Raw genomic sequence first — 20,659 nt, 5'->3', positions numbered from 1 at the left:
TTCCCGCTTCGGTTTCCGGCCGCATGACCGGCGCATGATTGTGCCGGTCTTCGAGGTTGTCCTGCGCGCCGAGCATCGCTGCCGCATTGCCGCCGTTGCCATGTGGCACGAATTGCGTTTCCCCATTCCCGTTCTTTCCCGCCTCCCGTTCCGCCAGATTCCACGGTCTTGATGCCCGCCCGGGGTAAAATGCGCGCCACGCCGCGATGTCGCGTGCGACGGGTTGGCCGCCGTTCCGACGAACGGCGCGCACAACTGCCCGACGCCCGCACCGCGGCGTTCGAAGCGTCCCCCGCATGACATGACCGCGCGAGGCCGCCGGCCGCCCGACAGGCACCCGACGAACCCGTCGACGGCTGCGTCGGCTCCCGGTGCGTCACCCGAATCCGATGTCCCATCCTGCGTCTTCCCGATCGATCGACCGGCACGCATGCGTGCCGTCTCGTCCGATTCGTCCGATGAATGTCGTGCCGGCCGGATGCGCCGCGGGTGAAGATTCGTCCGCGAGCGTGCGCTTCGCAGCTTCGTAACGTGTTTCGACAGGGTCGAGTGGCGAGTTTCCATCCAGAACAATGACGGTGAATAAAACAACAGCGTCGCCCGTACGGCGGCGGCGCGCGAAGGTCGGGCTCGGAGTCGGTCTCGGCATCACGCTTTTCGCGGCGCAGGCTGCGGCAGCCCAGGGCGACGCGCCGGCACCGGACGCCGATGCGGCCGGCAGCGCGACGCTGCCGACGATCACGGTGAGCGGCGAGCGCGGCAACGCGTTTCGCGTGCGCAACGCGTCGGTCGCGGGGCTCGACGACACGCCGCTGCGCGATACGCCGGCGTCGGTGAGCGTCGTCACGCGCGCGCAGCTCGACGACCAGCAGGCGAAGCGGCTCAGCGACGTCGTGCGCAACGACGCATCGGTCGTCAACGATTACGCGCCGGTCGGCTATTTCGAAGGCTTCGCGATCCGCGGCTTTCCGGTCGATCTCGCGAGCGCGATCCGGATCGACGGGCTGACGGTGTCCGGCGAGCAGAACGTGCCGCTCGAGAACAAGGAGCGCGTCGAGATCCTGAAGGGGCTTGCCGGCATCGACAGCGGTGTCGTCGCGCCCGGCGGCGTGATCAACTTCGTGACGAAGCGCTCCGCGAACGTCGCGAGCGTGACGGCCGGTGTCGACAGCCGCGGCTCGACGTCGGCGGCCGTCGACCTCGGCCGCCGCTTCGGCCCCGACCATCAGTTCGGCTTCCGGATCAATGCCGCGAAGGAGAACATGCACTCGTATATCGACGGCACGAACGGGCGGCGCACGTTCGGCTCGATCGCCGCCGACTGGGACATCAGCCCGCGTGCGAGCCTGCAGCTCAACGCTGAATTCCAGCAGTGGATCCAGCGTTCCGCGCCCGGCTACCAGTTGCTCGGCGGCACCGTCGTGCCGTCGGTCAAGACGACGTCGAAGGCGCTCGGCACGCAGCCGTGGGCGAAACCGGTGACGACCGACGCGCTGAACCTGAACGCGCGCTTCGACTATCGGTTCAACGACGACTGGAACGCGTACATCGCCGCGGGCCGCAGCCGCACGATGATCGACGACAACAGCGCGTTCGCGTACGGCTGTTCATACGCGGCAAGCTGCGCGGCAGGCGCGACATCGCCGTTCTTCTTCGGCGCGAACGGCGACTACGACGTATACGATTTCCGCAGCCCCGGCGAATACCGGCGCAACGACGACCTGCGCGCGGTCACGACGGGCAAGTTCGCGACGGGGCCGCTGCGGCACGAGCTGACGCTCGGCGTGAGCGTGCAGCGCCGCGTCGTGCACATGGCCGACGCCGTGTACGACTACGTGGGCAGCGAGAACATCTACGGGCCCGACGTGGCGTTCGCGCCGTCGCCGAATTCGCCCGGGCCGTCGTATCCGCGCCTCGACGCGTGGCAGTACGGCGTGTTCGGGCTCGACCGCATCAGCATCGGCGAACACTGGCAGGTGCTCGCGGGCGGCAAGGAAGTGCTGCTGCGCCAGCGCAGCTGGAGCAGCCTTGACGGCGCGGATACGCGCACCGACCGCTCCGTGTTCCTGCCGCAGGTCGCGCTCGTCTACAAGCCGGTGAACGTGCTGTCGCTGTACGCGTCGTACAGCAAGGCGCTGTCGCTAGGCGATCAGGCGCCGGTGCGCGCGACCAACGCGTATGCGTTCCTGCCGCCCGTCGAATCGCACCAGATCGAGGTCGGCGCGAAATACGACTGGCTCGACCGGCTGAGCCTCACGGCCGCCGTGTTCTCGATCAGCAAACCGTTCCAGTTCGCCGACCCGGACGCATCGGGTGCGACCTACACGTTCGTGCAGCGCGGCACGCAGCGGCACCAGGGGATCGAGCTCGGCGCGGCCGGGCGCATGACCGAGCGCCTCGCGCTGACGGCCAGCGTCGCCGCGATCCGCGCCCGCGCGGTCGATTCGGGTTCGCCGGCGTACGAAGGGCACCAGATCATCAACGTGCCCGCGCTGCGCGCGTCGCTGTATGCGGACTATGCGGTGCCGGGCGTCGCGGGCCTGAACGTGCTCGGCGGCGTCGAGTACAGTGCGGCCCGCAACGCGAACGAGGAAGGCACCGCGCGCGTGCCGTCGTGGTTCGTGTTCAATCTCGGCGCACGCTATACGACGAAGATCGGCGGTCATCGCACGGTGCTGCGCGTATCGGTGGACAATCTGTTCAACAAGTTCTACTGGCGCGACGCGGGCGAGCAGCAGGGCGATGCGTACCTGTTCCCGGGTGCGCCGCGCACCGCGCGCGTGTCGTTGACCTATGATTTCTGATCGTCCGGAACCGGCCGTATGACGCGCGGCCCCGGCAGCTACCCAGGAGAGCACAGACGATGTCCCCACTCGAAATCGCCGGCGTGATCGTCAGCGCGCTCGCGATCTGGCTGACCGCGAAGCGGCGCATGCTGTGCTGGCCGGTCGGGCTCGCGTCGGTCGCGCTGTACGGCTGGATCTTCTTCGACGCGAAGCTGTACTCGGACATGCTGCTGCAGGGCGCGTTCGCCGTGCTGCAGGTGTACGGCTGGCAGCGCTGGCTCGCGCAGCGCGCGAGCGAAGCCGACGGCGGCGCGGCGCCGGCCGGCGACGTGGCGCCCGTCACGGGCGTGCGGCCGCGGCAGATGCTGCCAGACCTGATCGCGGCCGTCGTCGGCAGCGCGCTGCTCGGCGGCATGATGGCGCGCTGGACCGATGCGGCGCTGCCGTTCGTCGATGCGTCGCTGACCGCGTTCAGCCTCGTCGCGCAATACTGGACCGCGCGGCGCTACATCGCGTCGTGGGGGCTGTGGATCGTCGTGAACGTCGTGTACGTCGGGATGTTCGTGTTCAAGGAGCTGTATCTGACGGCCGGACTCTATGCGCTGTTCATCGGGCTCGCCGTCGTCGGCTGGCGCGACTGGAGCCGGACGGCCGCGGCGCTGCGCGCGGCGGCCGGCGGCGCGCTCGCGTCGGGCGGCGGCGCGCGCTGATTCACGCATCGATTCAACTACGGAGCAACGTCGTTCATGTCATTCCCACTCGAGCCGGACGGGCCAGTATCGCGTGACGTCGCGCCGCCGCAATTCGGCGTCGACGGCGAGCAGGCCGAACGCGACTGGCCGCTGATGACGCACGACGAGGTCGCGGCGGTGCTCGCGCGGATCGACGGTGCCGGCGAGCCGGCCCGGCTGACGTGGCATAGCCCGCGGCAGTTCGCGGCGGCCGTGCTCGTGCGGATGGCGGATGGGCGCGGGCTGTTCGTCAAGCGTCATCACGCGAGCCTGCGCGATGTCGCGGGGCTCGAGGAAGAGCATCGCTTCATCGCGCATCTGCGCGAACGCGGCATGCCCGTGGTCGACGTGCTCGCCGGTCGCGACGGCGCGACCGCGTTCGCATCCGGCGAATGGACGTACGAGGTGCATGTGCTCGCGCCCGGCGTCGACCCGTATCGCGGCGTGATGTCGTGGCAGCCGTTCACGCATCCGTCGCATGCGTACGCGGCCGGCCGCGCGTTGGCCGAGCTGCATCGTGCGTCGGCCGGCTACGACGCGCCCGCGCGGCCTGTCCGCACGCTGCTGTCGAGTTTCCGTGTGCTGTCGTCGGCCGATCTGGCGGGCGCGCTCGAACGCTGGGTCGATGCGCAGCCGCTGCTCGTGCGCGCGCTCGGCGCGCGCGACTGGCGCAGCGACGTCGCCGACGCGATCGGCCCGTATCACGCGCGCCTCGTGCCGCTGCTGCCCGCGTTGCCGCCGCTGTGGACGCACGGCGATTGGCACGCGTCGAACCTGTTGTGGACCGATGCGGAGCCCGGCGCGCAGGTGCGGACGGTGCTCGATTTCGGGTTGTCGGATCGCACCTGCGCAGTGATGGACCTCGCGCTCGCGATCGAGCGCAATACGGTCGACTGGATGGCGCCGGCCGACGCGCGACGCGTCGAATACGCGCAGATCGACGCGCTGCTCAACGGCTACGAATCGCTCGAACCGCTGAGCGACGACGCGTATGCGGCACTGGTCGCACTGCTGCCGATCGTGCATACGGAGTTCGCGCTGTCGGAGGTCGCGTATTTCGGCTGCATCATCGATGCGCCGGCCATCGTCGACATCGCGTATGACGGTTACCTGATCGGGCACGCGCGGTGGTTCGGTGAACGCGATGGGCGGCAATTGCTCGACTGGCTCGAACGGCGCCGGCGCGCGAAGTCGAGCAACGTCTGAGCGTCGTGCCGCGCGCTTCCGTTCGTCCAGACGAAAACGCAGGCCTTCTGACCGGGCGCGGCGGTTCTCGCTGCGCTTCAGGTGTTTTCGCGGGCGCAGCGCATCATCCCCGCGCGCCACGGTTCCGCCGGATCGCTTCAACGAAGATGACGGAAATATCATCTTCGCCTCATGTTTGCACTGCGGTTGCTCCGTAGCATCGGTCGCGAAACCGTAACCGCAGGCTCGCACATGTTCACGCACATCCTGGTTGCGCTCGCCGTCCTTGCGACGGCGGCGACAGTCCATGCCCAATCGTCCCCGCCACCCGCCGCGCCAGGCGAGCCGGCCTCAACCGTTTCGCCTCAGCCCGATGCGGCCGGTGCCGCGCCGCTGACGCTCGCCGGCGCGCTCGACGCGGCCGCGCGCAACAACCCGGCTCTGCGCGGCGCGCGCGCCGACGTCGATGCATCCTCGGGCGCGCTGATGCAGGCCGGCACGCGCCCGAACCCGGAACTCTCGTTCCTGCAGGAAGGCTTTCGCCGCGCGGAGCGCACGTCGACCGTGCTGCTCAACCAGACGATCGAACTGGGCGGCAAGCGCAGCGCGCGGCTCGACGTCGCGTCGTACGGACGGCAGTTCGCCGATGCGTCGCTCGACGAGCAGGGCGCCGTCGTGCGCGCCGACGTGATCGCCGCGTTCTACGGCTTGCTCGCTGCGCAGAGGCAGCTTCAGGTGACCGAGGAATCGGCCGCGATCGCCGCGCGCTCTGCGGATCTCGCGAGCCGCCGTGCACAGGCCGGCAAGGTGTCGCCGGTCGAGGCGACCAAGGCACACGTGGCGGCGGCCGGCGTGCAGATCGAAGTCGTGACCGCGCGCGGCCGTGTCGAGGTCGCGCGCGAGAAGCTGAACTCAGTGATGGGCGAAGCGCGCGACGGCCGGCTTGCGGTGCTCGGCGATCTCGAAACCGTGCCGCCGGTCGACCCGCTGCCCGAGCTCGTCGAGCGGCTCGACGACGCACCGCTCGCGCGCATCGCGCGCGCCGAGATGCTGCGCTCGAACGCGGCCGTGTCGCTCGAACGCGCGCGGCGCATTCCGGACGTAACGGTCAGCGCGGGCGTGAAACGCGTGACCACGGGCGGCGTGCCGGACAACCAGGCCGTCGTCGGCGTGTCGATTCCGATTCCGCTGTTCAACACGAACAAGGGCGCGCTGCTCGAAGCGACGCATAAGGCCGAGCGCGCGAATGCCGATCTCGATCGCGAACGCGCGCGGCTGCGGCTGGAGTTGACGCAGGCCTATGCGAACTTCGAGGCCGCCGCACAGGAGGCGCGGCGCCTGAAGACCGACATCCTGCCCGGCGCGCGCACCGCGCTCGACGCGATGTCGCGCGGCTACCAGCTCGGGAAGTTCGGCTTCCTCGACGTGCTCGATGCGCAGCGCACGCTGTTCCAGGGGCAATCGCAATACGTGCGCGCGCTCGCCGACGCCCATACAGCCCGCGCCGACATCGGCCGGCTCGTCGGTACGCCGCTCGCGGCCATCGCGCAATAAGCGCCCCTCTTACCTGAAGGATCGTCATGTCACGCAGCAGAATCTTCATCATTGCGGCGGCCGTGCTCGGCGGCGCCGGAATCGTGCTCGGCGCGCTCGCCGTCACGCGGGGCGGCGGCGCGCCAGCGCCATCGGCCGCCGAAGCCGCACCGCCGGCCGATGGCGCCGGCGCGCGGGGCGGTGTCGTGCTGAAGCGCGGCAGGCTGTCCGTCGAGATCGTCATGACGGAAAAGCCCGGCGACGCGCGGCTCGTCGTCTATCCGTTCGTCGACGGCAAGCCGGCCGACAAGGGCGTGACCGTGTCCGGCACGCTGGTCCGCTACGACCGCACGCATGAACCGTTGCGTTTCGACGCGGCCGGCCAGAAGTTCGTGTCCGCGCTGTCGATCGCCAAGCCGCACGTGTTCGATGCGACAATCGACGTCAAGGCGGGCGGCGACGCGGCGTCGTTCCCGTTCGCGCGCGCCGACGGCGCGATCGCGCTGACCGACGCGCAGTTGGCGACCTCGAAGATCGGGCTTGCGAAGGCCGGCCCCGCGCAGATCGCGACGCCGTTCCAGTTGCCGGGCGAGATCAAGTTCAACGAGGATCGCACCGCGCACGTCGTGCCGCGCGTGGCCGGCATCGTCGAGCAGGTATCGGTGTCGCTCGGGCAGAACGTCGCGAAGGGGCAGGTGCTGGCCGTGATCGCGAGCACCGATCTCGCGGACCGGCGCAGCGAACTGCTGACGGCCGAGCGCCGGCTGTCGGGTGCGCGCGCAACCTACGAGCGCGAACGCACGCTGTGGCAGGAGCGCATCTCGGCGGAACAGGACTACCAGCAGGCACAGGTGCAGTTGCGCGAGGCCGAGATCGCCGTGCAGAACGCGCGGCAGAAACTCGCCGCGCTGAACGCGCCGGCGGGCGCGGGCGCGCTGAACCGCTACGAGCTGCGCGCGCCGTTCGCGGGCACGATCGTCGAGAAGCATGCGACGCCCGGCGAGGCGATCGCCGCCGATGCAAGCATGTTCGTGATCTCCGACCTGTCGACCGTGTGGGCCGAGATGGCCGTGCCGGCGCAGCGGCTGAACGATGTGCGCGTGGGCCGCGACGCGACCGTCAGCGCGACCGCGTTCGAATCGCGTTCGAGCGGCCCGATCGCGTATGTGGGCTCGCTGCTCGGCGAACAGACGCGCACCGCGCCGGCGCGCGTCGTGCTGCCGAACCCCGATGGCGTGTGGCGGCCGGGCATGTTCGTGAACGTGTCGGTCGACGCGGGCAAGCAGGGCGTGGCGCTCGCGGTCGCGAGCGATGCATTGCAGGACGTCGACGGCGCGCCGTCGGTGTTCGTGCGCTCGCCGAAGGGGTTCGTCGCGCAGGCGGTCGAGACGGGGCGGCGCGACGAGCGCGCGACCGAAGTGCTGAAGGGGCTCAAGCCCGGCCAGGAATATGCGGCGTCGAACAGCTTCGTGCTGAAGGCCGAACTCGGCAAGGGGAGCGCGGAACATGAATGAGCGTCACGCGCGTGCCATTGCACGGTTTTCGACCCGCTATGCGGCCCGATATGCGGCTCGATTTGCGACCCGTCGAGTGACCGGTCGCGCGGCCCGTCCGATGAGGGTGACCGTTCCCCGTTTCAAGGAATCCCGCCATGTTTGAGCGCCTGATCCGCTTTGCGATTGCGCACCGCTGGCTCGTGATGCTGGCGATCGCGGCCGTGGCCGCGCTGGGCGTCTTCAGCTACCAGAAGCTGCCGATCGACGCGGTGCCCGACATCACGAACGTGCAGGTCCAGATCAACACGGCCGTGCCCGGTTATTCGCCGCTCGAAGCCGAGCAGCGCATCACCTACCCGATCGAGACCGTGATGGCCGGGCTGCCGGGCCTCGAGCAGACGCGCTCGATCTCGCGCTACGGGCTGTCGCAGGTCACCGTGATCTTCAAGGACGGCACCGACATCTACTTCGCGCGGCAACTCGTCAACGAGCGCATCCAGGAAGCGAAGGACAAGCTGCCGGCCGGCATCGCACCCGCGATGGGTCCGACGTCGACGGGCCTCGGCGAAATCTACCTGTGGACCGTCGAAGCCGACGCGGCCGCGCGCAAGCCCGACGGCACGCGCTATACGGCGGCCGACCTGCGCGAGCTGCAGGACTGGGTCGTGCGGCCGCAGCTCAGGAACGTGCGCGGCGTGACCGAGGTCAATTCGATCGGCGGCTACGTGAAGGAATACCGTGTCGCACCGAACCCGGCGAAGCTGATGTCGTACGGGCTGACGCTCGCCGACGTCGTGCGCGCGCTCGAACGCAACAACGACAACGTCGGCGCCGGCTACATCGAAAAGCGCGGCGAACAGTATCTCGTGCGCGTGCCGGGCCAGGCGCGCACCGTCGACGACATCGCGAACATCGTGCTGACCAACGTCGGCGGCGTGCCGGTGCGGATGAAGGACGTCGGGCTGGTCGACATCGGCCGCGAGCTGCGCACCGGCGCCGCGACGTCGGACGGCGAGGAGGTCGTGCTCGGCACGGTCTTCATGCTGATGGGCGAGAACAGCCGGACGGTTGCGAAGGCCGTCGCCGCGAAGATGGAGGACGTGAACCGCACGCTGCCTGCCGGCGTGAAGGCGATTCCCGTGTACGACCGCACCGTGCTCGTCGAGAAGGCCGTCGCGACGGTGAAGAAGAACCTGCTCGAAGGCGCGATCCTCGTGATCGCCGTGCTGTTCCTGTTCCTCGGCAACATCCGCGCGGCGCTGATCACCGCGCTCGTGATTCCGCTGTCGATGCTGATGACCTTCACCGGCATGGTCAACGCGAAGGTGAGCGCGAACCTGATGAGCCTCGGCGCGCTCGACTTCGGGATCATCGTCGACGGCGCGGTGGTGATCGTCGAGAACTGCGTGAGGCGGCTCGCGCATGCGCAGGCCACCGCCGGGCGGCCGCTCACGCGCGACGAGCGCTTCGCCGAAGTGTTCGGCGCGTCGCAGGAAGCGCGCCGCGCGCTGATCTTTGGGCAACTGATCATCATGGTCGTGTACCTGCCGATCTTTGCGCTGACCGGCGTCGAAGGCAAGATGTTCCACCCGATGGCGATGACCGTCGTGATGGCGCTCGCGGCCGCTATGGTGCTGACCGTCACGTTCATTCCGGCGGCCGTCGCGCTGTTCATCGGCGAGCGGGTCGAGGAGAAGGAGAACCGGCTGATGGGCTGGGCGCGGCGCGCGTACGAACCGGTACTCGCCGCGTTCATGACGCGCCCGGTGCGCGTGATGCTCGGCGCGGGTGCGATCGTGCTCGTCACGCTCGGGCTCGCCACGCGGCTCGGCAGCGAGTTCATCCCGAGCCTCGACGAAGGCGATCTGGCGGTCGCCGCGCTGCGGATTCCCGGCACGAGCCTGTCGCAGTCGGTCGGGATGCAGAAGTCGATCGAGAAGACGCTGAAGGCGCGTTTCCCCGAGATCGAGCGCGTGTTCGCGCGCACCGGCACGGCGGAGATCGCTGCCGACCCGATGCCGCCGAACCTGTCGGACGGTTACATCATGCTGAAGCCGACGGACAGGTGGCCCGACCCGAAGAAGCCGCGCGACACGCTCGTGCGCGAGATCGAGGAAGCGCTCGCAGAGCTGCCGGGCAACGCGTACGAGTTCTCGCAGCCGATCCAGCTGCGCTTCAACGAGCTGATCTCGGGCGTGCGCAGCGACGTGGCCGTGAAGATCTTCGGCGACGACATGGCCGTGCTGAACCAGACCGGCGAGCAGATCGCGGCCGCGCTGCAGAAGGTACCGGGCGCATCGGAGGTGAAGGTCGAGCAGACGACGGGCCTGCCCGTGCTGACCGTCAACCTCGACCGCGACAAGCTCGCACGCTACGGCGTGAGCGTCGCCGACCTGCAGGACACGGTGGCCGCGGCCGTCGGCGGGCAGAAGGCCGGCACGCTGTTCCAGGGCGACCGCCGCTTCGATATCGTCGTGCGGCTGCCCGACGAGCTGCGCTCGGATATCGAGGCGATCAAGCGGCTGCCGATCGCGCTGCCCGCGCCGGCGGCCGGTGCCAGCGCGCCGCTGGCGGCAGCGCCGTACGTGCCGCTCGCTGAACTCGCGACGATCGACGTCGCGCCGGGCCCGAACCAGATCAGCCGCGAGGACGGCAAGCGGCGCGTGGTCGTCAGCGCGAACGTGCGCGGCCGCGACGTCGGCTCGTTCGTCGCCGATGCGCGCGAGCAGTTGCAGCAGGACGTGCGCGTGCCGGCCGGCTACTGGGTGTCGTGGGGCGGCCAGTTCGAGCAGCTGCAAAGCGCGAGCGAGCGCCTGAAGCTCGTCGTGCCGCTCGCGCTGTTCATGGTGTTCGTGCTGCTGTTCGTGATGTTCAACAACGTGAAGGACGGCTTGCTCGTATTCACCGGCATTCCGTTCGCGCTGAGCGGCGGCGTCGTGTCGCTGTGGCTGCGCGGGATTCCGCTGTCGATCACGGCGGCGGTCGGCTTCATCGCGCTGTCCGGCGTCGCTGTGCTCAACGGTCTCGTGATGATCTCGTTCATCCGCAACCTGCGCGACGAAGGGACGCCGCTCGACGCCGCCGTGCGCGAAGGCGCGCTCACGCGGCTGCGGCCCGTGCTGATGACCGCGCTGGTCGCGTCGCTCGGTTTCCTGCCGATGGCGTTCGCGACCGGCACCGGCGCCGAGGTGCAGCGCCCGCTTGCGACGGTCGTGATCGGCGGTATCCTGTCGTCCACGGCGCTGACGCTGCTGGTGCTGCCTGTGCTGTACCGCGTCAGCCATGCGGTGTCGTGGCGCGCCGCGCTTTTGGACAGCTTCGGCGGCGGGGTCGGCGCCGGTTTGCTGCGCCGGCTGGGTTTCTTCAAGGGTAATGCGTAATGCGAATTCTGATTGTCGAGGATGAACCGAAGACGGGTGCCTATCTGCGCAAGGGCCTGACGGAGGCCGGTTATGTCGTCGACTGGGTCGAGGACGGCATCACGGGCCAGCACCAGGCCGAGACCGAGGAATACGACCTGCTCGTGCTCGACGTGATGCTGCCGGGGCAGGACGGCTGGACGCTGCTGCAGAACCTGCGGCGCAGCAAGTCGACGCCCGTGCTGTTCCTCACCGCGCGCGACGACGTCGGTGATCGCGTGAAGGGGCTCGAACTCGGCGCCGACGACTATCTCGCGAAGCCGTTCGACTTTGTCGAGCTGACCGCGCGCATCAAGTCGATCCTGCGGCGCGGCCAGCCGCGCGATTCGAACACGCTGCGCGTGGCCGACCTCGAACTCGACCTGACGCGCCGCAAGGCCACGCGGCAGGGCGACACGATCCTGCTGACCGCGAAGGAATTCGCGCTGCTGTGGCTGCTGATGCGTCGCGAGGGCGAGATCCTGCCGCGCGCGACGATCGCATCGCAGGTATGGGACATGAACTTCAACAGCGACACGAACGTCGTCGATTCGGCGATCCGGCGGCTGCGCTCGAAGATCGACGACGCATACGAACCGAAGCTGATCCACACGGTGCGCGGGATGGGCTACGTGCTCGAAGCGCGCGGCGGCGCGGCCGCATGATCGCGCGCCTGCTGCCGCGCACGCTGCGCGGACGCCTGACCGCGCTGATCATCCTGTCGACGTCGGTGATCCTCGCGTCGAGCGGCGTCGCGCTTTATGAAGCGCTGAGCAACCGCGTCGAAACGACGGCGGCCGAGCAGATGGCCGGCATTTCCGCCGCATTGGGCACGCATCTGGCCGAAGCGCGCACGACGGCCGACGTCGCGCGCAACACCGACATCTGGATCGACCAGCTGCACGGCCATCCGAACATGGATCTCGCGATCTACGATGCGACGGGCACGCGCCTCGTCGGCACGCCCGGTTTTCGCCCATACGCGCCGCTGCTGTCGCTGGACGCGGGGCGCGTGCCGGTCGGCGTCGCGCCGCCCGGCGCGCGGCACCAGTACCTGGTGACGACCGTGCCGCTCGCCGGCGCGGGCGCTCCGGTGGTACGCGTCGCGGTGCAGTACGATCGCAGCGCCGACGTGCTGCTGTTGCGTACGCATGCTTATACGATCGTCGTGATCGAGGTGTTCGGCGTGGTGCTCGCGGCCGCGATCGCGTATGGCATCGCGGCGCTCGGGCTGAGTCCGCTGCGGCGTTTCGCGGCGCGCGCCGAGCAGATGTCGTCGAGCCGGCTTGCGCATCCGCTGCCGGAGCTCGATACGTCAGGCGAGCTGAAGGAGCTCGAGCATGCGTTCAACGGGATGCTCGCGCGGCTGAACGAATCGTTCACGCGGCTGAGCCAGTTCTCGTCGAATCTCGCGCACGACATGCGCACGCCGCTCACGAACCTGCAGGCGGCCGCGCAGGTCGTGCTGTCGCAGCCGCGCAGCGCGGATGAATACCGAAACGTGATCGAGTCGAGCATCGACGAGTATCAGCGGCTGTCGCGGATGATCGAGGACATGCTGTTTCTCGCGCGCTCGGAACAGGCAGGCACGTCGATCGACGTGCGGCGCCTGAATGCGGCGGAAGAGGCCGGGCGTGTCGTCGGCTACTACGAGCCGCTCGCGGAGGATGCGGGCGTGTCGGTGAAGGTCGACGGCCATGCGTGGGTCGATGCGGATCTCACGCTGTACCAGCGTGCGTTGAGCAACCTGCTGTCCAATGCGCTCGCCTACGCGCCGCGCGGCAGCGTCGTCACGATCGACTGCGTGGAGCAGGGCGGTGCGACGACGATCGCCGTGTCGGATACGGGGCCGGGCATCGCGGCGGAACATGTCGGGCTGATCTTCGAGCGCTTCTATCGCGTCGATCCGTCGCGGCACAATTCGGCGTCGGGGACGGGGCTCGGCCTCGCGATCGTCCGGTCGATCATGGACAACCACGGCGGCGAATGCGGCGTCGACAGCGATCCCGGCCGGCGCACGACGTTCTGGCTGCGCTTTCCGCGACGGCCGGCCGAGCCGACGCGGCCGGCCGTCATCCGCACCTGACATCGCGGGCGGGCACGCCCGCACGTTCGCCACAAGGCGTTTGCGAGCGGCACGTTGCCCGCGATCGTACGACCGAGGGGCATCAGCGTGTCGCCAGGTTGTCGTGGTTGTCGGCCTGCGGCGCCTTCTCGCCGCCATGCACCGAGATCCTGTGCAGTTCCTTGTTGCGCGCGACGAGCTCGCCGCTCGGCGGGTACTGCGTCTTGCCCGTCGGCACGACGCCGTCGTGCTGCGCCTGCTTCAGTTCGTTGACGACCTGCGTGCGGGTCTTGCCCTGCGTTTGCGTCTGTGCGAACGCGGCCTGCGCGGCCATGCCGAGCGACAGCGTGGCGGTGACGAACAGTGCTGCGAGTTTTGCCGTTTTCATTGAGCTCTCTCCTTGATCAGGGTCGCCGGGTGGCGAACCATGGACCCAGTATGCGAAAGCAGCCATGCGCCACCGTGATCGGCAGATGAAAAAAACGTCAGATTGCGTGACGCGGTGGCGCACCGTACGCGCTCGATCGATGTGACGCAATCGTCATGTTCGCGTCATGAGCGCGATGAGCGGGAAGCGGAACATGAAGCCTGCCGATGGCCCGCGCGGCCGACGGCATTCGCGCCGTTCGCGACAGCAGAATCGAAAGCGGGCGGTCATGTTCAGGCTTTCATTTCGGACCGGAAATTGCATCGTCCCGCCATTCTCCTATCGTTGATCGCAGTCCTGATCGTCCCGTTTCTCGCGGGCTGCGAATCGCCACGTTCCGACACCGGCACGACCGCGTCGTCCGCCGCGCGCAAGCCGGTGCCGGCCGACCTCATGCCCGGCGAGCAGATCGACTATGCGGGGCATCGTTGCGGCAATCCGAACCTGTACGTGAAGACGCATCCGTGTCTGTTCCCGCGACGCAATCCAGCACGCTGATCGTCTGCCTTGCGATCAAAAAAAGGCCCGGTACTCGATGAGTCCGGGCCTAACGCGTGATCGTGCCGTGCGACAGCGACCCGCTGCGTGGATGGGAACGGGCATGGCCCGTTACCGTTCCGATGGTAGCGAAACGACGCATCGTGAACCTGATCGGAACATGAATTTTTTGTCACGCAGGCGCGAGCGTGCCGTCGCCGCGATCAGAATCGATGGCGAAACCCGAGATTGACGATGCCTTGCGTGCGCGTTCCGCCGTAGCCATAGGAGCCGATCGATGCCTGCGCCGTTGTTCGAGACGAGTTTACTTCGTACTGCGACGCGATGAATGCGCGAACCATGACGAATCCGTCATGCCGGGATCACGATGCCGCACCGCCGCCGGATCAAAGTGACGGCTCCTGTCACGGATTCCAGGCAAGGAGCGAACGACATGAACATTCCGCGACCGATGATCGCCATGACCGTTGCCGCTCTGTCGATCGCGGCCTTCTCGCAGACCGTGGCCGCGCAGGCGAAGACCCGTCAGGAAGTGCGTCGGGAACTGATGCGCGCGCGGCACGACGGCGTGATCCCGAGCCCGAATCACGACTACCCGGCGAGCCCGGCCGCCGTTGCGCGCAATCAGGAAATCCATCGATCGACGGTTCACCGCGGCGAGAACGCACCGACGGTCGATGCGCACGACAACCGCTTCGCGGTGCGTTGATCGTTCATCCGCGGCCGGATGCGACGCCGCTGCTCGGCCGGTTTTCCATATGAAAAGGAGCATGCCATGCGCACTATCGCAACAGGAATCATGCTGGCTGTCTGTTTGATGTCGCCGGCCGCGATGGCGGCCGGCTGGCCGGAACGGGCGCTGTCGCATGCGTCGGCGCACGACGCCGGCCGCCGCGCGAACGAGCGGATGCGCTGCGAGTTCGCGGCCGTTCCGTCGGGCGAGTGGAGCGCGACGTTCACGCGCGGGCAATGCGAGCTCGACAACGGCCGGCTGACGTTCGTGCCGGCCGACACGGGCGGCGAGCCGAATGTCGCGGAGAAGCGGATCGTGCTGGGCGATGTCCGTACCGCGTCGTATCAGTCGCGCAAGTTGAAGGAACAACTGCAACTGACGACACGCGACGAAGTGATCGCACTGAACGTGCTGACCGACGACGGCAGCCGCAAGTCGCGCGAGCGTGCGATCGACTTGTGGACCGCGTTGCGCAACGCGGGCGTCACGCCCGCCAACGGCTCACGCATCGTCGACACGTATCCGGCGGGCGCGACGACGTGGTAGCCGGCGCGCCTGTTCCGGTCAAAGCTGCGCGAGCGCCTGGTCGAGATCGGCGAGCAGGTCGTCGATATGCTCGATGCCGATCGACAGCCGCACCGTTTCCTCCTTCACGCCGGCCTTCGCGAGTTCGGCCGGCGACAGTTGCCGGTGCGTCGTCGATGCCGGGTGCGTCGCGAGCGACTTCGTATCGCCGATGTTGACGAGCCGCGTGAACAGCTTCAGCGCGTCCTGGAACTTCGCGCCGCCGTCGCGGCCGCCCTTCACGCCGAACGTCAGGATGCCCGGCGCGCGGCCCGACAGGTAGCGTGCGACGAGCGGATGGTCCGGGTGATCGGGCAGCCCCGCGTAGTTCACCCATTCGACGTGCTCGTGGCGCGCGAGATGCTGCGCGATCTTCAGTGCGTTGTCGCTGATCCGTTCGACGCGCAACGCGAGCGTTTCGATGCCCTGCAGGATCTGGAACGCGTTGAACGGCGAGATTGCCGCGCCCATGTTGCGCAGCGGCACCACGCGCGCGCGGCCGATATAGGCGGCCGGCCCGAATGCTTCCGTATAGACGACGCCGTGATAGCTGACGTCCGGCTCGTTCAGCCGCTTGAAGCGGTCCGCGTGCTCGGCCCACGGGAACTTGCCCGAATCGACGATCGCGCCGCCGAGGCTCGTGCCGTGCCCGCCGAGATACTTCGTCAGCGAGTGCACGACGATGTCCGCGCCGTGCTCGAACGGGCGCAGCAGGTACGGCGACGGCACCGTGTTGTCGACGATCAGCGGGATCCCGTGGCGATGCGCGACTTCCGCGAGCGCGGCGATGTCGGTGACGTTGCCGAGCGGGTTGCCGACCGATTCCGCGAAGATCGCCTTCGTGCGTGAGTCGATCAGCGGCTCGAACGACGCGGGGTCGCGCGGATCGGCGAAGCGCGTCGTGATCCCGTATTGCGGCAGCGTGTGCGCGAACAGGTTGTAGGTGCCGCCGTACAGCGAACTCGCGGACACGATGTTGTCGCCGGCTTCGGCGATCGTCTGGATCGCGTACGTGACAGCGGATTGCCCCGACGCGAGCGCAAGCGCGCCGATGCCGCCCTCGAGCGCGGCGATCCGTTGCTCGAGCACGTCCGTCGTCGGGTTCATGATCCGCGTGTAGATGTTGCCCTGGACCTTCAGATCGAACAGGTCGGCGCCGTGCTGCGTGTCGTCGAATGCGTACGCAACGGTCTGGTAGATCGGTACGGCGACCGCGCGCGTGGTCGGGTCGGGACGATAACCGCCGTGCACGGCGATGGTTTCGAGGCGCCAGTTCGAAGAGGCCTGATCGGTCATGGGTGCTCCGTCTGTTGTTGTGATGTCGAGCGATTATAGGAGCACGTGTGCTGCTGTCCTTAGAACGAATGGTGTGTTGCTTATGGGGATGCCGCGCATGGAATGCGGTTTTCCGCAGACAGGAGGCGCGCGATGGATCAGGACCAGTGCTTCGCGCGTCTCGCTGCCGAGCCGAAGCTCACGACGACGGCCGTGCAGACGGTCGGGCAGAAGGGCTGGGACGGATTCTCGATCTCGATCGTCGGCGAGTGACGTGACGGTGGCACGCCACGCGCGTCAGCGCTTTCCCGTCGCATCGGCCCGGCGATACAGGCGTGGCCATTGATCCTGGAACAGGCCGTTGCAGGTGCCGTGCGTTGCAATGTCGGCGAGCAGGAAGCGCCGGCCGTCGAAGACCCACGACGCGGTCGAGCCGCAATCGCCGGCACTGCGCAAGCGGACCTTGCTCGACAGCATCGCGCTGACGGGATCGTAGCCGGCGTCGGTCAGTTCGTTCGCGAACGACGCCGAGTCGAGGCCGGCGTTCGCGTTCTCGCCGAAGTTCATCGCCGTCGGCGCATACGGCGCCGACCGCCGCACGCGGTACCACAGGTCGGTGTGGTTATACAGGCTGCTGGTCTGGCACGGGATCGCGACGAGCGCCTCGTCGGCCGAGATCGCCACGGCGCGCGACGCCTTCCTGCGATCGCCGGCCGACATTTCGTCTTCGACATCGGCCGCGCATTGCTTCACGTCGGTGCCGAACTTCGCGAGCACGGCATCGACGAGCGGGCGCTGTTCGGCGGCCGACAGGCCGGCGACGGGCGGCGCCGGAACGACGGCGGGCGGCAGTGCCGGCGCGGCCGGCACCGACGACGCGGGCCGGTTGCCGGGGCGCAGCAGCGCCGTGACCGTGCCGACGCGGCCCTGCGTGTCGTCGATCAGCAGCAGCGCGGCATTCAATCCCGACAGCGGCGTGCGCGGCGTTTGCGCCGACGCCGGATCGCCGAAGCTCAGCAGTTGCGCATTGCGCGACGCGGCGAGCCATGCGGCAACCGTTGCCGGATCGCTCGTCCGGATCCGGAACGGGTGCGCGTCGTCATTGTCCGGCTTGTCGCCGAACGCATGCCATTGGGCCGGCATCGCATCGAACGGGCGGCCATCGGTGCGTGCCGTGCGCAGATCCAGTGGCGCCGACGCGAAGATGTCGAGCGACGGTTGCGCGTCGGGGCCGGCATCGCGCGTCACGCGCAGGATGAGGTTGGGGCGCGCGTCGTCGATATCGTCGGCGTGGCTTTCGGCAATGCAGCGTTTGCCGTTATCGCAGACGACCGACCAGCTCTTGAAGTCGCGCTCGACCGGCGGCCGCGCGAGCGGGCGTGCCTGTGCGGCGAGCGGAGAAGCGGCGAGGAGGGCGGCGAGGGCAAGCGAAAGGCGGTGCGACATGACGGTTCGTATCGGCTGTGAACGGGCGGGCGGAAGACGTCGGCGCTGCAGGCGCATCGTCGGCAAGCGGTGCACGTGGAGTGCAGTGGCGTATGACGCGGTGGGCTTTGCAGAACGGGATCAAGTATACAGCCGCAACGGGCAGCGTTCGGCGCGACGACGCGTAGTGTGCGGGCACGCACGTTGCTCACCGGCAGCGTCCGGGCGCATGCAGATGCGGAAACGGCGCGATGCCCACAGGCATCGCGCCGTTCGTCTTTCATCGACCGTCGACCACGTCGCGCAGGAACGTATCGAGCATCGCCACATCGCCCCACGGCCGCTTGTATTCGCGATCGTGTTCGGCATCGGCGAGCATCGTCTCGACGAGCGAGTGGATCGCGGGCCGGCGCGGCCCGTATTCGCTTTCGTTCGCGCTCATCTTCAACGCGAGCAACGCATCGAGTTCCGCGCGCACCGCCGGCTCGCGCACGGTGCCTTCGACGAGATCCGCGAAGCGCATCGGCGGCATGCCGAGCCCCATGTCGATCCAGCGCACCGCGAGCAGCGGCCGCAGCACGTACAGGTACTTCTTGTAACGCACCGTGTCGCCTTGCAGGTAGCCGCGAAAGTTCTTCTTTGCCATCGCGAGGTAGTGATGGCGCCCGCGCACCGGCGAGAAGAACGCCGACGCCAGCGACCTGAGCCGCGGCGCCCAGCGCGTGTCTTCGCGATAGACGATAGGCGAGTCGAGCCATTCGAGCAGCGTCGGGTTCGACCGGCGCAGCAGTTGCAGCGCCTTGCGCAGCTCCCAGCCGCTTACGTCGAGCTCGTCGTCGAGCGGCCGCTCGATCACGTCGCGTTGCGGTTCGACACGCAGGTACCAGTCGCGCCGGTGCACGTACACGAAACGCACGTCGTAGTCGCTGTCAGGCGATGCGAAGCCCCAGCCGCGGCTGCCCGATTCGCAGGCGAACAGCACGCTCACGTCGTGGCGGCGCTCGACTTCCGCGAGTTCCGTCATCACGCGCGCCCGCACGGCCGGATCGACCGGATGCGCGCTGCGCACGGTTGTCATTGCCTTTTCCGTTTTCATTTTTGTTGTTTCCCTTTCGTTGCGCGCGGCCGCCGGCCATCGGCCGCGCGCCGCGCTATCCTTTCACGCACACCACCTGGCGCAGCGTATGCACCACTTCCACGAGGCTGCGCTGGGCTGCCATCACCGCGTCGATGTCCTTATAGGCCATCGGAATCTCGTCGACGACACCGGCGTCCTTCCGGCATTCGACGCCTTGCGTCGCCTTCGCCTGGTCGTCGGCCGTGAAGCGGCGCTTCGCTTCGGTGCGGCTCATCGTCCGGCCCGCGCCGTGGCTGCACGAGCAGAAGCTTTCCGGGTTGCCGAGCCCGCGCACGATGAAGCTCTTCGCGCCCATCGAACCCGGAATGATCCCGAGCTGCCCCTTCTGAGCGGACACCGCGCCCTTGCGCGTCACGAGCACGTCTTCGCCGAAGTGGCGTTCGCGCTGCACGTAGTTGTGGTGGCAGTTCACCGCGTGCTCGTCGACCGCGAACGGCTTGCCGATCACGCCGCGCGCCGCGCCGATCACCGCGTCCATCATCGCCTGCCGGTTACGCCGCGCGTAGTCCTGCGCCCAGCCGACCGCTTCGACGTAATCGTCGAAGTGCCGGCTACCCTCGGTGAAATACGCGAGGTTGCGGTCCGGCAGGTTCGCGATGTGCTGGCGCATGTCGGCCTGCGCGAGTTCGATGAACAGGCTGCCGATCGCGTTGCCGACGCCGCGCGAGCCGCTGTGCAGCATGAACCACACGTGGTCCGCTTCATCGACGCACACCTCGATGAAGTGATTGCCGGTGCCGAGCGTGCCGAGATGCGCGTAGTGGTTCGTCTTTTCCAGCTTCGGATACTTGTCGACGATTCGCTGGAAACCCGGCAGCAGCGATTTCCACGATTCGGTCACGGCGGCCGGCGTGCGATCGCCCCACGCGCCCGGATCGCGGCGGCCCGGCGCACGGCCGTGCGGCACCGCGCGTTCGATCGCGCTGCGCAGCCCGCCAAGCGAGTCCGGCAGGTCGGACGCCGTCAGCGTCGTGCGCGCGGCCATCATCCCGCAGCCGATGTCGACGCCGACCGCGGCCGGAATGATCGCGCCCTTCGTCGGAATCACGCTGCCGATCGTCGAGCCCTTGCCGAGGTGGACGTCCGGCATCACCGCGACGTGGCGGAAGATGAACGGCATCTGTGCGGTGTTGCGCAGTTGCGCGCGCGCTTCGTCCTCGACGGCGACACCTTGCGTCCACATCTTCACCGGCTTGCCGTTCGCCAGTTCCATCACCTGATAATCCATGTCAGTCATTTGCTTCACCATTCATTCATTCATTTGCCCGGCGCGGTACACATGCACACATGCGCCGCGCCGTTTCATACCCTAAGAGACGGTTTCAAAAAGGCTGTTTGGGGCTGTTAACTTGTGCGGCGAGCTGTTAACCTCAGGCATCGGAACAACCGAGGCCGAGGAGATGGG

At 68.1% G+C, this 20,659-nt stretch carries 16 protein-coding genes and 1 pseudogene; 12 read left to right on the top strand and 5 right to left on the bottom strand.

What is annotated here, in order from left to right; all coding sequences use genetic code 11:
* Positions 1 to 572 precede the first annotated feature (572 nt).
* From BT264_RS07090 to BT264_RS07055, 8 genes are all read left to right on the top strand, one after another.
* The gene (locus BT264_RS07090) at positions 573 to 2,804 is read left to right on the top strand and encodes a TonB-dependent siderophore receptor (RefSeq protein ID WP_072442087.1); all 2,232 of its coding nucleotides are present in this window, start codon (positions 573 to 575) and stop codon (positions 2,802 to 2,804) included.
* Between the two features lie 59 nt (positions 2,805 to 2,863).
* On the top strand, positions 2,864 to 3,496 hold the full coding sequence (pnuC, locus tag BT264_RS07085; protein WP_072442086.1) for a nicotinamide riboside transporter PnuC: 633 nt from the start codon (positions 2,864 to 2,866) through the stop codon (positions 3,494 to 3,496).
* A gap of 36 nt (positions 3,497 to 3,532) precedes the next feature.
* A complete protein-coding gene (locus BT264_RS07080) occupies positions 3,533 to 4,723 on the top strand; it encodes a phosphotransferase enzyme family protein (RefSeq protein WP_072442084.1) in 1,191 nt (396 codons plus the stop codon).
* A gap of 231 nt (positions 4,724 to 4,954) precedes the next feature.
* Positions 4,955 to 6,256 carry a TolC family protein gene (locus tag BT264_RS07075; protein WP_072442292.1) on the top strand — a complete coding sequence of 434 codons (1,302 nt, stop codon included), beginning with the start codon at positions 4,955 to 4,957 and terminating at the stop codon, positions 6,254 to 6,256.
* Positions 6,257 to 6,282: 26 nt separating this feature from the next.
* The gene (locus tag BT264_RS07070) at positions 6,283 to 7,749 is read left to right on the top strand and encodes an efflux RND transporter periplasmic adaptor subunit (RefSeq protein WP_072442082.1); all 1,467 of its coding nucleotides are present in this window, start codon (positions 6,283 to 6,285) and stop codon (positions 7,747 to 7,749) included.
* A 137-nt stretch (positions 7,750 to 7,886) separates the two neighbouring features.
* Positions 7,887 to 11,111, top strand: a complete 3,225-nt coding sequence (locus BT264_RS07065) for an efflux RND transporter permease subunit (protein WP_072442080.1) — start codon at positions 7,887 to 7,889, stop codon at positions 11,109 to 11,111.
* Positions 11,111 to 11,794 carry a heavy metal response regulator transcription factor IrlR gene (gene irlR / locus BT264_RS07060; protein ID WP_006490455.1) on the top strand — a complete coding sequence of 228 codons (684 nt, stop codon included), beginning with the start codon at positions 11,111 to 11,113 and terminating at the stop codon, positions 11,792 to 11,794. Before BT264_RS07065 ends, irlR begins: the two co-directional genes overlap by 1 nt.
* The gene (locus BT264_RS07055) at positions 11,791 to 13,215 is read left to right on the top strand and encodes a heavy metal sensor histidine kinase (protein WP_072442078.1); all 1,425 of its coding nucleotides are present in this window, start codon (positions 11,791 to 11,793) and stop codon (positions 13,213 to 13,215) included. The genes irlR and BT264_RS07055 overlap by 4 nt, the downstream gene beginning before the upstream one ends.
* A gap of 82 nt (positions 13,216 to 13,297) precedes the next feature.
* Here BT264_RS07055 and BT264_RS07050 read toward each other — a convergent pair whose 3' ends face one another.
* Complete coding sequence (locus BT264_RS07050; protein ID WP_072442077.1) at positions 13,298 to 13,582, bottom strand: DUF4148 domain-containing protein; 285 nt, start codon at positions 13,580 to 13,582, stop codon at positions 13,298 to 13,300.
* A 114-nt stretch (positions 13,583 to 13,696) separates the two neighbouring features.
* Between BT264_RS07050 and BT264_RS39805 the strand changes: the two genes are divergently transcribed.
* From BT264_RS39805 to BT264_RS07035, 3 genes are all read left to right on the top strand, one after another.
* On the top strand, positions 13,697 to 14,119 hold the full coding sequence (locus BT264_RS39805; RefSeq protein WP_256260580.1) for a hypothetical protein: 423 nt from the start codon (positions 13,697 to 13,699) through the stop codon (positions 14,117 to 14,119).
* A gap of 433 nt (positions 14,120 to 14,552) precedes the next feature.
* Entirely contained in the window at positions 14,553 to 14,828 is a 276-nt protein-coding gene (locus tag BT264_RS07040; protein WP_072442073.1) for a DUF4148 domain-containing protein, read from the top strand.
* A 66-nt stretch (positions 14,829 to 14,894) separates the two neighbouring features.
* On the top strand, positions 14,895 to 15,398 hold the full coding sequence (locus BT264_RS07035; RefSeq protein ID WP_072442072.1) for a hypothetical protein: 504 nt from the start codon (positions 14,895 to 14,897) through the stop codon (positions 15,396 to 15,398).
* A gap of 18 nt (positions 15,399 to 15,416) precedes the next feature.
* Here BT264_RS07035 and BT264_RS07030 read toward each other — a convergent pair whose 3' ends face one another.
* A complete protein-coding gene (locus BT264_RS07030; protein ID WP_072442070.1) occupies positions 15,417 to 16,712 on the bottom strand; it encodes an O-acetylhomoserine aminocarboxypropyltransferase/cysteine synthase family protein in 1,296 nt (431 codons plus the stop codon).
* A 150-nt stretch (positions 16,713 to 16,862) separates the two neighbouring features.
* Here BT264_RS07030 and BT264_RS37930 point away from each other — a divergent pair.
* A pseudogene (locus BT264_RS37930) lies at positions 16,863 to 16,964 on the top strand (methyltransferase); the annotation flags it as partial.
* A 24-nt stretch (positions 16,965 to 16,988) separates the two neighbouring features.
* Here the strand turns inward: BT264_RS37930 and BT264_RS07025 are convergent.
* The 3 genes from BT264_RS07025 to BT264_RS07015 form a co-directional block, all read right to left on the bottom strand.
* Entirely contained in the window at positions 16,989 to 18,137 is a 1,149-nt protein-coding gene (locus BT264_RS07025) for a DUF1176 domain-containing protein (protein WP_072442068.1), read from the bottom strand.
* 259 nt (positions 18,138 to 18,396) lie between these two features.
* A complete protein-coding gene (locus tag BT264_RS07020; protein ID WP_072442066.1) occupies positions 18,397 to 19,212 on the bottom strand; it encodes a nucleotidyltransferase domain-containing protein in 816 nt (271 codons plus the stop codon).
* A gap of 55 nt (positions 19,213 to 19,267) precedes the next feature.
* Positions 19,268 to 20,491 (bottom strand): RtcB family protein, encoded by a 1,224-nt coding sequence (locus BT264_RS07015; RefSeq protein ID WP_072442291.1) that lies wholly within the window; start codon positions 20,489 to 20,491, stop codon positions 19,268 to 19,270.
* Between the last annotated feature and the right edge of the window lie 168 nt (positions 20,492 to 20,659).

This window comes from Burkholderia sp. NFPP32 (genome assembly GCF_900119325.1).
GTDB classification, from domain to species: domain Bacteria; phylum Pseudomonadota; class Gammaproteobacteria; order Burkholderiales; family Burkholderiaceae; genus Burkholderia; species Burkholderia pyrrocinia_C.
The sequence above is the reverse complement of the archived record's forward strand: the minus strand, read 5'-3'. Positions and strand labels throughout refer to the sequence as shown.

Coding starts and splice junctions, on each gene's coding strand:
- BT264_RS07090 (WP_072442087.1), top strand. CDS start 573: ATGACGGTGAATAAAACAACAGCGTCGCCCGTACGGCGGCGGCGCGCG.
- pnuC (WP_072442086.1), top strand. CDS start 2,864: ATGTCCCCACTCGAAATCGCCGGCGTGATCGTCAGCGCGCTCGCGATC.
- BT264_RS07080 (WP_072442084.1), top strand. CDS start 3,533: ATGTCATTCCCACTCGAGCCGGACGGGCCAGTATCGCGTGACGTCGCG.
- BT264_RS07075 (WP_072442292.1), top strand. CDS start 4,955: ATGTTCACGCACATCCTGGTTGCGCTCGCCGTCCTTGCGACGGCGGCG.
- BT264_RS07070 (WP_072442082.1), top strand. CDS start 6,283: ATGTCACGCAGCAGAATCTTCATCATTGCGGCGGCCGTGCTCGGCGGC.
- BT264_RS07065 (WP_072442080.1), top strand. CDS start 7,887: ATGTTTGAGCGCCTGATCCGCTTTGCGATTGCGCACCGCTGGCTCGTG.
- irlR (WP_006490455.1), top strand. CDS start 11,111: ATGCGAATTCTGATTGTCGAGGATGAACCGAAGACGGGTGCCTATCTG.
- BT264_RS07055 (WP_072442078.1), top strand. CDS start 11,791: ATGATCGCGCGCCTGCTGCCGCGCACGCTGCGCGGACGCCTGACCGCG.
- BT264_RS07050 (WP_072442077.1), bottom strand. CDS start 13,582: ATGAAAACGGCAAAACTCGCAGCACTGTTCGTCACCGCCACGCTGTCG.
- BT264_RS07040 (WP_072442073.1), top strand. CDS start 14,553: ATGAACATTCCGCGACCGATGATCGCCATGACCGTTGCCGCTCTGTCG.
- BT264_RS07035 (WP_072442072.1), top strand. CDS start 14,895: ATGCGCACTATCGCAACAGGAATCATGCTGGCTGTCTGTTTGATGTCG.
- BT264_RS07030 (WP_072442070.1), bottom strand. CDS start 16,712: ATGACCGATCAGGCCTCTTCGAACTGGCGCCTCGAAACCATCGCCGTG.
- BT264_RS07025 (WP_072442068.1), bottom strand. CDS start 18,137: ATGTCGCACCGCCTTTCGCTTGCCCTCGCCGCCCTCCTCGCCGCTTCT.
- BT264_RS07020 (WP_072442066.1), bottom strand. CDS start 19,212: ATGAAAACGGAAAAGGCAATGACAACCGTGCGCAGCGCGCATCCGGTC.
- BT264_RS07015 (WP_072442291.1), bottom strand. CDS start 20,491: ATGACTGACATGGATTATCAGGTGATGGAACTGGCGAACGGCAAGCCG.